Origin of the sequence: Micromonospora citrea, from assembly GCF_900090315.1 — a bacterium.
Lineage (GTDB): Bacteria > Actinomycetota > Actinomycetes > Mycobacteriales > Micromonosporaceae > Micromonospora > Micromonospora citrea.
In genome coordinates, this window is record NZ_FMHZ01000002.1 from 650,472 (window position 1) to 663,291 (window position 12,820).

Sequence of the window (12,820 nt, forward strand, 5' to 3'; positions counted from 1 at the left end):
CCGGAATCGGTGGTGCTAACACCACCGCCGTTCGGGACCTGCCACCCCTGCCCTCTGCCCACGCCCGCCGAAGGATCGAGGCGTGACCACAACCAGGCAGGAGAGACCCGACATGTCCCGGCGGCAACGACTGGCCGGCCTACCGTCCGGCCGACGCACCAAGTACGCGATGCTCGTCTTCTGGCTCGTCCTCGTCGCGGTGGCCGGACCCCTGGCGGTCAAGCTGACCGACGCGCAGAACAACGACACCCTCGGCGCGTTGCCCGCCGGCGTCGAGTCCAGCCGGGCCGTACAGCGGGCGGAGGCCGCCTTCCCCGACTCCCAGGCGCCCCTCGCGGTCGCCGTCTACGTGCGCGACAGCGGGCTGACCGACGCCGACCGCGCGAAGGTCGACGCCGACCGGGCCGCGTACGCCGCCTTCGCCGACGGCGGCCAGGTGCCGCCGCCGGTGCCGAGCGAGGACGGCAAGGCGGTGCTGGTGTCCTTCCCGGTCGCCGGCGACGACACGCGACGGGCCGAGGCGGTGGCCGACATCAGGGACCGGCTCGCCGCCGACGTTCCCGGCGGGCTGCGTACCGCCCTCACCGGCGAGGCCGCCGCCACCGAGGACGTCTTCGACGCGTTCGCCGGCATGGACGTCGCCCTGCTGCTGGCCACCGCGGGCACCGTCGCGCTGCTGCTGCTCGTCACCTACCGCAGCCCGATCCTGTGGCTGATCCCGCTCATCACGGTCGCGCTGGCCAGCCAGCTCGCCAGCGCGGTCGTCTACCTGCTGGCCGAGCACGGCGGCCTGCCCGTCGACTTCCAGAGCCAGAGCATCCTCACCGTGCTGGTCTTCGGCGTCGGCGTGGACTACGCCCTGCTGCTCATCGCCCGGTACCGGGAGGAGCTGCGCCGGCACGCCGACCGGCACGTCGCGATGGCCGTGGCGCTGCGGCGGTCGATCGGCGCGATCTGCGCCTCGGCGGCGACCGTGGCGGTCGGCCTGCTGTGCCTGCTCGCCGCCGACCTGCCGGCCACCCGGGGCCTGGGCCCGGTCGGCGCGGTCGGCATCGCCGCGGCGTTCCTCGCCATGACCACGCTGCTACCCGCCGTGCTGGTCGTCTTCGGGCGCTGGCTGTTCTGGCCGTTCGTGCCCCGCCACAGCCCCGGCGCGGTCGCCGACGACGTGGCCGCCGGGCACGGGCTGTGGCGCCGGATCGCCGGCGTCGTCGGCCGCCGCCCGCGCGCGGTCTGGCTGGGGACCGCGGCGGCGCTGGTCGCCCTCACCTTCGGCATCGGCAACCTCAGCATCGGCATGCCCGCCGAGCAGTCGTTCACCACCGAGGTCGGCTCGGTCACGGGCCAGCGGATGATCGCCGCGCACTACCCGAGCGGGACCGTGGCGCCCGCCGAGATCCTGGCCGCCGCCGGCACGGCCGACCAGGTGGTGACCGCCGCCCGCGGGGTGCCCGGAGTCGCCGACGTGAGCGAGCCGCAGCGCTCCCCCGACGGCCGGTGGGTCCGGATGGCGGCCGTCCTCGCCGACACGCCGGACAGCGACGCCGCCCTGGACACCGTCGACCGGCTCCGCGCCGCCGTGCACGCCGTACCCGGCTCGCAGGCGCTCGTCGGCGGCGACAGCGCGTACCTGCTCGACGAGGAACGCACCGTCGGCCGGGACAACCGGGTCGTCGTCCCGCTGATCCTGGCGGTGGTGTTCGCCGTGCTGGTGCTGCTGCTGCGGGCCCTGGTCGCCCCGCTGCTGCTGCTGGCGAGCGTGGTGCTGTCCTACGTGGCCGCGATGGGCGCGGCCGGGCTGATCCTCGACGCGACGGGCTACCCCAAGCTGTTCGTCGGCATCCCGCTGCAGACGTTCCTGTTCCTGGTCGCCCTCGGCGTGGACTACACGATCTTCCTGGCCACCCGGGCCAGGGAGGAGGCGGCGCAACTCGGGCACCGGCGGGGGGTGCTGCACGCGCTGACCGTGACCGGCGGCGTCATCACCAGCGCGGGCGTGGTGCTGGCGGCCACCTTCGGCGCGCTCGCCGTGCTGCCGCTGGTGCCGTCGGTGCAGTCGGCCGTCATCGTCGGCGTCGGCGTGCTGCTGGACACGTTCCTGGTGCGCAGCCTGCTCGTCCCGGCCCTGGCGCTGGAGATCGGCCGCGGCACCTGGTGGCCGGGCGTCCTGTCGCGGCGGGCGACGCCGCCGGTCCGGACGCCGGCGCGGCCGGTCCCGGCGCGGCCGTGACGGCCGGGCGGGCCCGCCCGCCTCGGCGGGGCTGACCCCGGCGGGCGCCGGCCGCACCCGGAGGGGGTGTGCGGCCGGCGCCGCGTCCGGGGGTGCGGCCGGCGCGGCACCGCATCGCCACCTGGGGGTGGGGCGGTCGCCCGGCCTCAGCGACGCAAGGGGTACGGGCGCGTGCCGCCCGCCGGATGCGGTCAGTTGCCCTGGTCGTGCGGCACGGTGACGGTCACGCTGCAGCCGACCGGCCGACCGATCTCGTCGTGGCCCGCGTACGTCAGGGTGTAGACCCGGTCCCCGCCGTCACCGGCCCGTTCCGCCCGCAGCTGCCCGCTGGTGTCCGGCGTACCGCTGGTGAAGCCGCTGACGTCCGTGGCGTCGCCGCCGGTCACGTTCGTGAGGCTGAACGCGTTCGGGCCGAGGACGCCGTCGCGCAGGCTCGCCGTCACGGTGACGTCGACCAGCTCGTGGTTCGGCGGCCAGAGGACCGGTCGGTCCACCACGCAGTCCAGCTCCCGGGCCGGCACCGGCTGGTCGAGGGTGGCGACGGCGTGGCCGATCGTCGCGGTGAGCCGCCCACCGGCCTCGTAGTACATGTGCGCGGTGCGGCCGTCGAAGTAGAAGGTCGGCGCCGCCGACCGGCCCAGGTCCGGCGCCACGTTCATCGAGTCGTGCACGATGCCGAGGTGGACCTCCCGGTCGAAGTCGTCGCCGACGTCCACCGCGTGCATGTTGCCGTCGGCCGCGTGGAAGATCACCAGGTTCCGGCCCTTCCACCGCAGGAAGAACGGCCCCGAGGCGTTCGGCCCCTCGATGCCCTGCGGGGTCACGATCGGGTCGGGCTGGATCGTCCAGGTCCGCGCGTCCGGGGAGACCGCCCAGCGGATCCGCCGCGACACCGGCCCGGTCGGCCCGGGCAGCGCGGCGGTGGGGTTGTCCATGAAGAGCATCAGGTAGCGGGTGCCCAACCGCGGCACCGCCTGTTCGAAGACCCGGGCGTAGGACGTCTCCCCGCCGGTGGTGGCGTCCCGGCTGACCGCCGTGCCGCCGTAGTCGAAGTGGATGCCGTCCTCGGAGGTGGCGTACCGGGTGATCGAGTTCTCGCCGTGGAAGTACAGGAACAGCTTGCGCTCCCCCTCGACCCAGATGGCGTGCGGCGAGGAGATGTGGCTGACCGTGGAGTAGTGGGGCGGCCAGGTGTTGCTGATCAGCGGGTTGGCCCGGTATTCGGTCCACGGCCCGTCGATCGAGTCCGCGTACGCCAGGGCGATCCCGCCGGGCCGCTCGTGGGGCGCGTAGTACAGGTAGTAGGTGCCGAGCGGGTTGGCGAAGTAGTCGGCGGCCCGGATGACGCTCGGGAAGATGAACTCGTCGGTCGGGTTGTAGGTGAGGGCGCCCTTGTCGAACGCGGTGCCCGCGTAGGTGAAGCGCGGAAAGTCGACAGCCGGTTCGGCGGCGGCGGGCGCGGCGCCGGTCATGGTGGCGACCAGCATGCCCGCGCTGACCGCCGCCACGGCGGCGCGGCGCGGCAGTGGGACAGGTGCTTTCGTCATCGGTCTTCCTGCTCTCTGGTGGGTGGCGGACTCCCCCGGCCGGCCCCGGCCCGGTTGCTCGTGTGCGGGCCGTTGACGCGGGGAGCACGGAGCGTGGACGGTCGCGCCCGTGCCGACTGTGGACCCTCAGATGTCCCGCTGCGACGGCACGGCGCAGCGAGAGGTCACGTTGAGTAGGGAACGCGGCTGACCGTGCCCGACGGAAGGGCCATCTCGCCGGCCACTAATACGTATTAGCATCTATCTTTCTCGAATGCTGCTCGACCGGGCCACGCCCTGTCAAGGGGTTCGCGCGGCGAGCGTCGGCAGTGGCGGCCGTCGACCGGCCGGGCGCCGGCGAGCCGGGCGACCGGCCGGCACACCAACCTGGCTAATGCGCATTACTCCTGGGAGTTCATCGCTACGAAATCTCACGGAGACCTCTTGACACCGACCCGGTCGGACCGCCAGGCTCCTCTCCAACGCCGAGCGCTAATACGCATTAGCCGCACCGGAAGGACCCGACGTGCCCACTACGCCCAGACGTGTGACGCAGCGTGACATCGCGCGACTGGCCGGCGTCAGCCAGGCAACCGTGTCGCTGGTGCTCAACAACCGGGCCGACACCGACGTCCGGATCGCGCCCGAAACCCGCGACCGCGTGCTGCGGGCGATCGCGGAGACCGGGTACGCCGCCGACCCCGTGGCCCGCCGGCTCGCCTCGCGGTTCAACCGGATCATCGGCGTCTTCACCTACGAGCCGGCCTTTCCCAGCGGCAGCCGCGACTTCTTCCACCCGTTCCTGCTCGGCATCGAGGAGTACGCCGAACGGGCCGGCTGCGACCTGCTGCTGTTCACCAGCGCCCCGGTGATCGACGGCCGGCGACGCATCTTCCACCAGGACAACCGGCTCCGCCTGGCCGACGGGTGCATCCTGCTCGGGCGGGAGATCGACGCCGCCGAGCTGCACCGGCTCAACCGCGACGGCTTCCCGTACGTCGCCGTCGGCCGCCGCGACGACGCCGGCGGCCCGGTGCCGTACGTCGGCGCCGACTACACCACCGCGGTCAGCGAGCTGGTCGGCCTGGCCCTCGCCCGCGGACACCGGCGCCTGGCCTACCTGAACATGGGCACCACCGCGGAGTCGTCGGAGGACCGGCGGCGCGGGTTCGTCGCCGCCACGACGGCCGCGGACAACGCCCGCCACCTGACGACCGTGGACCGGGACGCCGAGGCGATCCTCGACGACCTGCTGGCCGACCGGACCACCGTCGCCTTCGTGGAGGACTTCGCCACCGCCGTGGAACTCGAACTGGCCACCCGGCGGCGCGGCCTGACCGTGCCCGGCGACCTGTCGATCCTGACCCTCGGCGACCCGACGGTCCCGGTGCCCACCGACCTCACGTTCACCGGGTTCCGCATCCCGCGCGAGGAGATGGGCCGGCAGTCCGTCGAGGTGCTGACCGGGGTCATCGACGGCAGCGCCGACGGCGTGCAACAGCGGCTGCTCCCCTGCGAACTCGTCGAGGGCGACACCCTCGGCGCCCCCTGATCGGCGGTCGGCCGCGCCCACGCGGTGACCGTGCAACCGGAAGGAAGCAAGTGGTACAGATGCGTGCGGACGTCCTCGTCGTCGGGGGCGGGCTGGGCGGGGTGGCGGCGGCGCTCGCCGCGGCCCGCTCCGGCCGGTCGGTCATCCTGACCGAGGAGTTCGACTGGCTCGGCGGGCAGCTCACCAGCCAGGCCGTCCCGCCGGACGAGCACTCCTGGATCGAACAGTTCGGCGCCACCGCGAGCTACCGGGCCCTGCGCACCGGGATCCGCGACTACTACCGCCGGCACTACCCGCTGACCGAACGGTCGCGGGCCTGGACCGATCTCAACCCCGGGGCCGGCTGGGTCAGCCGGATCTGTCACGAGCCCCGGGTGGCCGTCGCCGTCATCGAGCAGATGCTGGCGCCGTACCGCGGATCCGGCCGGCTGACCGTCCTCCAGCCGTACCGGCCGGTCGCCGCCGAGACCGACGGGGACCGCGTGGTCGCGGTGACCCTCGCGCACCGCGACCGCGACGACCGCATCGACGTCACCGCCCCGTACGTCCTCGACGCCACCGAGACCGGCGAGCTGCTGCCGCTGACCGGCACCGAGTACGTCACCGGCTTCGAGTCGCGGGCCGACACCGGCGAGCCCAGCGCGCCGGCCGAGGCGCAGCCGATGAACATGCAGGCCGTCTCCGTCTGCTTCGCCCTCGACCACGTCGACGGCGACCACACCATCGACCGCCCGGCCAACTACGACTTCTGGCGCGACTACAAGCCCGACTTCTGGGGCGACCGGCTGCTGTCCTGGCGATCGCCGCACCCGCGCACCCTGGAGATCGTCGAACGCAGCTTCACCCCCAACCCCGACGACGACCCGCTGACCGTCAACGCCGACCAGCGGCTCAACCCGGGCGACGGCAACCTCTGGACGTTCCGGCGCATCGCCGCCCGGCGCAACTTCACCGACGGCGCGTACGGCAGCGACATCACGCTGGTGAACTGGCCGATGATCGACTATTTCGAGGGCCCCGTCATCGACGTGCCGAACGCGTCGTGGCACCTGGGCAAGGCCCGCGAGCTGTCGTACTCGGTCCTCTACTGGTTGCAGACCGAGGCACCCCGCCCGGACGGCGGCACCGGCTTCCCCGGCCTGCGCCTGCGCGGCGACGTGACCGGCAGCCGCGACGGCCTGGCGCAGGCCCCCTACATCCGGGAGTCGCGCCGCATCCGGGCCGAGTACACGGTGGTCGAGCAGGACCTGTCGCTGGCCGTGCGCGGCGAGCACGGCGCGGTCTCCTACCCGGACTCGGTCGGCGTGGGGATGTACCGCATCGACCTGCACCCCTCCACCGGCGGCGACAACTACATCGACGTCGGCTCCTGCCCGTTCGAGATCCCCCTCGGCGCGCTGGTCCCGCAACGCGTCGAGAACCTGCTGCCGGCCGGCAAGAACATCGGCACCACACACGTCACCAACGGCAGCTACCGGTTGCACCCGGTCGAGTGGAACGTCGGCGAGGTCGCCGGCATGCTCGCCGACTTCTGTCTGGCGCGGGGCGAGTCCCCGCGCGCGGTCCGCGGCACCCCCCGCCTGCTGGCCGACTTCCAGGACCGCCTCTCGGCGGCCGGCGTGGAGACGCGCTGGCCCGAGATCGCGGGCTACTGAACACCCCCGGTGAGGAGAAGATCATGAGATTGGGAAAGGGTGTGCGCGGTGTCGCCGCGGCACTGGCCGGCGTCCTCGCGCTGTCCGCCTGCGGCGGCGGTGACGAGGCCGGGGACAAGGGCCCGGCCAGCCTGCGGATGACCGTCTGGTCGGCCAACGAGGCGCACCTCAAGCTGTTCAACGAGATCGCCGACGAGTACCGCAAGACCCATCCGGAGGTCGCGGCCATCACGTTCGACCCGCTGCCGTTCGAGAACTACACCACGACGCTGACCACCCAGATCGCCGGCGGGAACGCGCCCGACCTGGCCTGGGTGTTCGAGAACTCCGCCCCCGACTTCGTCTCCTCCGGGGCGCTGCTGCCGCTGGACGACACCCTGAGGAAGACCGACGGCTACCAGTACGACGACATCTCCCCGGCCACCCTCAAGCTCTGGCAGAACGACGGCAAGCTGTACGCGTACCCGTTCTCCACCTCGCCGTTCGGGGTCTTCGTCAACACCGACCTGATCAAGAAGGCCGGGCAGAAGACCCCGGCCGAGCTGATCGCGGCCGGGCAGTGGAACTGGGACAGCGCGCTGTCCGTCGCCGGAGCCACGGCGGGCGCGACCGGCAAGGCCGGCCTGGTGATCCGCGACTTCGACTACAAGGGCTGGGACAACCTGTCGACGTTCTGGACCGGCTGGGGCGCGCAGGCGTGGAGCGAGGACGGAAAGTCCTGCGGCTTCGCCGCCCCGGAGATGGTCGAGGCGATGACCACCCTGCACAAGGCGATCTTCACCGGCAAGGCGCTGCCCGGCCCGGGCACGACCGCCGACTTCTTCGCCGGCGACGCGGCGATGACGGTCACCCAGATCTCCCGCGCCTCGCTGCTGAAGCCGGACGGCTTCGGCTGGGACCTGGTCCCGCTGCCGGCCGGCCCCAAGGGAAGCTACTCCGTGATCGGCCAGGCCGGCATCGGGGTGATGAAGAAGAGCAAGAACGCCGACGCCGCGGCCGGCTTCCTCGCCTTCCTGACCAACCCCACCAACTCGGCCAAGCTCGCCCAGTTCTTCCCGCCGCCGCGCCAGTCGCAGCTGACCGCGGAGACGCTGGGCAAGACGAACCCGATGCTCAAGCCCGAGCAGTTGCAGAAGGTCGTCATCGACGGCATCACCAACGGCGTGGTCAAGCCGAGTCACGCCGGGCAGGCCGAGCTCAGCCAGCAGGTGCGCGCCGGGCTCGACCCGCTGTGGAAGGCGGACGCGGACGTCAAGGCCGTCCTGGACGGCGTCTGCACCAAGATCCAGCCGCTGCTGGCGAAGTAGGGCAGCCTGACCATGTCCCAGACGGACACGACGGTGGGCGGGGTCGAGGCCCCGCCCACCCGGGACCGGCCGCCGCCGCGGCCGTACTGGACCAGCCGCCGCCGCGACCAGCTCACCGGTTACCTGTTCATCGCGCCCCAACTCATCGGCAGCGCCGTCTTCGTGATCCTGCCGCTGATCCTGGTGGTCTGGTACAGCCTGCACGAGTGGAACGTGCTGGCCGGCACGTTCGAGTTCGTCGGCACCGAGAACTACGCGGCGCTGGGCGAGGACACCAACCTCGGCCCGGTGCTGCGGGCCACCGGCCTCTTCTCGGTCGGGTTGGTGGTGTTCAACCTCGCCCTGGCCCTGCTGCTGGCCGTACTGCTCAACCAGAGGCTGCGCGGCACGATCGTGTTCCGCACCCTGTTCTTCTCCCCCGTGGTCGTCTCGCTTGTCGCCTGGACGATCGTGTGGGGGTTCCTGCTGCAGGACAACGGCGGCGTGAACGGCCTGCTCGACACGATCGGCGTGGACGGGCCGAACTGGCTGCGCGGCGAGACCACCGCCATGGTCTCGGTCGTCGTGGTGCAGGTGTTCAAGAACGTCGGCCTGAACATGGTGCTCTTCCTGGCCGCCCTCCAGGGCGTGCCGGCCGAGCTGTACGAGGCCGCCGAGGTCGACGGGGCGAGCCGGCTGCGCCAGTTCTGGCGGATCACGGTGCCGATGATCAGCCCGACCATCCTGCTCACCTCGATCATCACGGTGGTCGGCTCGTTGCAGGTCTTCGCGCAGATCGCGGTGCTCACCCAGGGCGGCCCCGGCACCTCGACCACGGTGCTCGTCTACTACCTCTACCAGCAGGCGTTCCAGTTCCACCACTTCGGCTACGGCGCCACCCTGTCGATCGTGCTGTTCGGCATCGTGCTCGCGCTCACCGTGCTGCAGTGGCAGATGCGTAAGAGGTGGGTCCACCATGAGTCGTGAGCTGTCGCGCCGGACCAAGCTGGTGCTCTACGGGGTGCTGATGGTCCTGGCGGTCCCGTTCGTCTTCCCGACCTGGTGGATGGTCACGTCGTCGCTGAAGCCGGTGGCCGACATCTTCGCCTTCCCGCCGCAGCTCCTGCCGGTCGACCCGCAGCTGGACGCGTACCGGCGGGTGTTCGAGTTGCAGCCGTTCGGTCAGCAGTACCTGAACAGCCTCTACATCGCGCTGGTGGTCACCGTCGGCACCCTGGCGGTGGCGGCGCTGGCCGGGTACGCCTTCGCCCGGATCCGCTTCCGTGGCCAGAACGTGCTGTTCCTGGTGATCCTCGCCGGCCTGCTCATCCCGAGCGAGGTGACGATCGTCCCGCTGTTCCAGATGTTCTTCAAGCTGGGCCTGGTCGACACCCACTGGCCGCTGATCCTGGTGCCGATCCTCGGCGCGCCGAGCGTCCTGGCCACGTTCATCATGCGGCAGTTCTTCATCAGCCTCCCCGGCGAGTTGGAGGAGGCGGCCCGCGTGGACGGGCTGGGCCGGTTCGCCACCTTCTGGAAGATCGCCCTGCCGCTGTCCCGGCCCGCACTGGGCGCGGTCGCCATCTTCACGTTCCTGCACAGCTGGAACCTGTACCTGGAGCCGATCGTGTTCCTCTCCTCCCCGGAGAAGTTCACCCTGCCCCAGGCGCTCACCCAGTTCGTCGACGCCTACGGCGGCCCGATGTGGAACGTCCAGCTCGCCGCGGCCTCGATGACCGCGCTGCCGGTCCTGGCGGTCTTCGTCATCGCGCAGAAGCAGTTCGTCGAGGGACTGGCCCACACCGGCCTCAAGGGATGACGGCGCCGGCTCCCCGGGTCGGCGTCGACATCGGCGGCACCAAGACCGTGGCGGCGCTGGTCGGGGCGGACGGGCGGGTGCTCGGGCGACGCCGGGCACCCACCCCGGCCACGTCGGGCCCGGCCGCCGTGCTGGACACCGCCGCGCGGCTCGCCCGGGACCTGCTCGACGCGGCCGACGACGGTCCGGTCGGCGTGGGCGCCGCCGGCGCGATCGACCCGGCCACCGGCACCGTCCGGTACGCCACCGACAGCCTGCCCGGCTGGTCCGGCACACCGGTCGCCGACGAGTTGGCCGAACGGCTGGCCCGACCGGTGCGGGTCACCAACGACGTGAACGCCGCCGCGCTCGGCGAGAGCTGGGTCGGCGCCGGCCACGACCGGCGGGAGCTGCTGCTGGTCGCGGTCGGCACCGGCCTGGGCGGCGCGATGCTCCAGGGCGGTCGGATCTCCACCGGCGCCCGGGGCGGAGCCGGCGAGGTGGGGCACCTTCCGGCGCCCGGCGCCGAGCGGCTGCGCTGCGGCTGCGGCCGGTACGGGCACCTGGAGGGCATCGCCTCGGGCACGGGACTGGCTGGCGCGTACGCCCTGGAGACCGGCCTGCGGATCACCGGCCGGGCCGTGGCGCAGCGGGCGGCGACCGGCGACCCGACCGCCCGGGAGGTGCTGGACCGCGCCGGCGCCGCCCTCGGCGGTGCGCTCGCGGGACTGGTCGCCCTGCTCGATCCGCAGGCGGTGGTCGTGGCCGGCGGCGCGGCCGACGCGCTGCTTCCCGGCGCCGCCGCGGCCTTCGCGGCCGAACTGCCCCCGGCCTGGGCGGACGTGCCCCTGCTCCCCGCGGCGCTGGGCGGCGACGCCGTCGCGGTCGGCGCGGCCCGACTCGCCGGCGACGTTCCGCCGGGCGTCGGTGGGACACGCCCCTCTCCCCGCGACGGAAGGACGAGACGATGAACGTGTTCGACGACCTGGCCGGCGGGCTGGTGGTCTCCTGCCAACCGCTGAACGACGAGCCCGACGACCCGATGCGCGACCCCCACGTCCAGGCCCGGGTGGCGGCGGCGGTCGTACGCGGCGGCGCGGTGGCGATCCGGGCCAACGGACCGGCCGACGTCGCGGCGATCCGCGCCGCCGTCGACGTGCCGGTGATCGGTCTGCACAAGGACGGCGTCGACGGGGTGTTCATCACCCCCACGGCGGAGCACGCCGTCGGCGTGGCGGCGGCCGGGGCGCACGTCGTCGCCGTCGACGCCACCGACCGCCCCCGTCCGGACGGGCGGACCTTCGCCGACACGGTCCGCGCGATCCGGGCCCGGACGGAGGCGTTGGTCCTCGCCGACGTCGCCACGGCGGCGGAGGGCGTGGCCGCCGTCCGCGACGGCGCGGACGCGGTGGCCACGACGCTCTCCGGCTACACCCCGTCCAGCCCTCGCCGGGACGGTCCCGACCTGGCACTCGTGGCGGAACTCGCCGCGCTCGTTCCGGTGCCGGTGATCGCCGAGGGCCGCTACCGCGAGCCGGAGCACGTCGACCGGGCCTTCGCGGCCGGCGCCCACGCGGTGGTGATGGGCAACGCGATCACCTCACCGTTGTGGATCACGCGCCGGCTCGTGGGGGCCGTCCGCCGTCCCGCCGGGACGCACGGGGCGTAGCACCACCGCCGCGCCGGCGGAGTCTCAGCGCTCTCCCGGCACTTCGGACGGCGGGCAGCAGACCGTGAGCGCGCCGGGCATCACCCGCACCTTCAGCGTGGAGACCTCCTTGCGCGCGCCGCCGTCGAGCTCGTACGTGCGCGGCGCAGCCAGCCGCACCTTGATCCTGCGGCCTCGCGTGACGCGTACGAACGGCGACTCCTCCGAGCGGCCGGCGGCCATCCGGCCGAGGGTGCGCGCCCAGTCGACCGCGCCGTTGGCGGTGGACACGCCGACCTCCAGGCAGCCGTCGTCGGGGCGGGCGTCGTCGAAGGCGGGGATGCCGCCGGTGATGGTGCCGACGTTGCCGAACAGCACGCAGCTCGCCTCGCCGTCGAACCACTTCGCGCCGTCGACGGTGATCCGGGTGGCGACCAGTTCGCCCCGCACGTGCCGCAACCCCGTCCACATGTACGCGAGGCGGCCGAACCGGCCCTTGAGCGTGCGGTCGGCGTCACGGATCAGGTCGCCGTCGAAGCCGGCGCCGGCCATGACGGCGAAGTGCTCGCCGTTGAGCCTGCCGAGGTCGAGGGCGCGCCGCCGGCCACACAGACCGATCCGGACCGCCTCGGGCAGGTCCTCGGGGATGCCGAGGTTCGCGGCGAAGAGGTTGGCGGTGCCGGCGGGCAGGATCGCCATGGCGGCGTCCGCGCCGGCGAGGGTGTCGGCGCAGCGCTGCACCATGCCGTCGCCGCCCCACACGAAGATCAGTTCGGCGCCCTTCTTCAGCGCCTTACGGACCTTCTTCGGCGCCTTGCGGCTCTTGGGCACCTCGTACCAGAGCAGGTCCTCGACCCCGGCGCCGGCCAGTTCCGCGCGCAGCGCGTCGAGGCCGCCGCCGAGGCTCTTCCTACGGTGGGCGACGACGGCGACCCTGCCGACAGCCGCCGGCGCGGTGCTCGTGCTCATGGCCGGCGGTGATACCCAGGCGGCCCGGTTTCCACGCCTGGGCCAGGGTGTGGCCGAGCACGGCCGTGGGGTACGGCCGGTCGGCGGAACGCCACGACGAGCGTCCCGCCGACCGGCCCGCCGGCGCCACGGCGCAACGGGCGAGGGGTCCCGCCG

At 73.0% G+C, this 12,820-nt stretch carries 10 protein-coding genes; 8 read left to right on the top strand and 2 right to left on the bottom strand.

The window, feature by feature from the left end; translation table 11 throughout:
- Positions 1–82 precede the first annotated feature (82 nt).
- Entirely contained in the window at positions 83–2,230 is a 2,148-nt protein-coding gene (locus tag GA0070606_RS03215; RefSeq protein ID WP_245724550.1) for an MMPL family transporter, read from the top strand.
- Positions 2,231–2,421: 191 nt separating this feature from the next.
- Here the strand turns inward: GA0070606_RS03215 and GA0070606_RS03220 are convergent, their stop codons facing one another.
- A complete protein-coding gene (locus GA0070606_RS03220) occupies positions 2,422–3,777 on the bottom strand; it encodes a glycoside hydrolase family protein (protein WP_141721565.1) in 1,356 nt (451 codons plus the stop codon).
- A gap of 526 nt (positions 3,778–4,303) precedes the next feature.
- Here GA0070606_RS03220 and GA0070606_RS03225 point away from each other — a divergent pair.
- The 7 genes from GA0070606_RS03225 to GA0070606_RS03255 are packed head-to-tail and all read left to right on the top strand — an operon-like array spanning position 4,304 to position 11,716.
- On the top strand, positions 4,304–5,308 hold the full coding sequence (locus GA0070606_RS03225) for a LacI family DNA-binding transcriptional regulator (protein WP_245724551.1): 1,005 nt from the start codon (positions 4,304–4,306) through the stop codon (positions 5,306–5,308).
- Positions 5,309–5,367: 59 nt separating this feature from the next.
- Complete coding sequence (locus GA0070606_RS03230; protein WP_091094981.1) at positions 5,368–6,963, top strand: FAD-dependent oxidoreductase; 1,596 nt, start codon at positions 5,368–5,370, stop codon at positions 6,961–6,963.
- A gap of 23 nt (positions 6,964–6,986) precedes the next feature.
- The gene (locus GA0070606_RS03235) at positions 6,987–8,270 is read left to right on the top strand and encodes an ABC transporter substrate-binding protein (protein ID WP_091094982.1); all 1,284 of its coding nucleotides are present in this window, start codon (positions 6,987–6,989) and stop codon (positions 8,268–8,270) included.
- Between the two features lie 12 nt (positions 8,271–8,282).
- Positions 8,283–9,236, top strand: coding sequence for a carbohydrate ABC transporter permease (locus tag GA0070606_RS03240; protein ID WP_091094983.1), 954 nt, complete (start codon positions 8,283–8,285; stop codon positions 9,234–9,236).
- A complete protein-coding gene (locus GA0070606_RS03245) occupies positions 9,226–10,068 on the top strand; it encodes a carbohydrate ABC transporter permease (RefSeq protein WP_091094984.1) in 843 nt (280 codons plus the stop codon). Before GA0070606_RS03240 ends, GA0070606_RS03245 begins: the two co-directional genes overlap by 11 nt.
- The gene (locus GA0070606_RS03250; protein WP_091094985.1) at positions 10,065–11,018 is read left to right on the top strand and encodes an ROK family protein; all 954 of its coding nucleotides are present in this window, start codon (positions 10,065–10,067) and stop codon (positions 11,016–11,018) included. The genes GA0070606_RS03245 and GA0070606_RS03250 overlap by 4 nt, the downstream gene beginning before the upstream one ends.
- Positions 11,015–11,716 (top strand): N-acetylmannosamine-6-phosphate 2-epimerase, encoded by a 702-nt coding sequence (locus GA0070606_RS03255; protein WP_091094986.1) that lies wholly within the window; start codon positions 11,015–11,017, stop codon positions 11,714–11,716. The genes GA0070606_RS03250 and GA0070606_RS03255 overlap by 4 nt, the downstream gene beginning before the upstream one ends.
- Before the next feature lie 24 nt (positions 11,717–11,740).
- Here GA0070606_RS03255 and GA0070606_RS03260 read toward each other — a convergent pair whose 3' ends face one another.
- Entirely contained in the window at positions 11,741–12,664 is a 924-nt protein-coding gene (locus GA0070606_RS03260) for a diacylglycerol/lipid kinase family protein (protein WP_091094987.1), read from the bottom strand.
- Between the last annotated feature and the right edge of the window lie 156 nt (positions 12,665–12,820).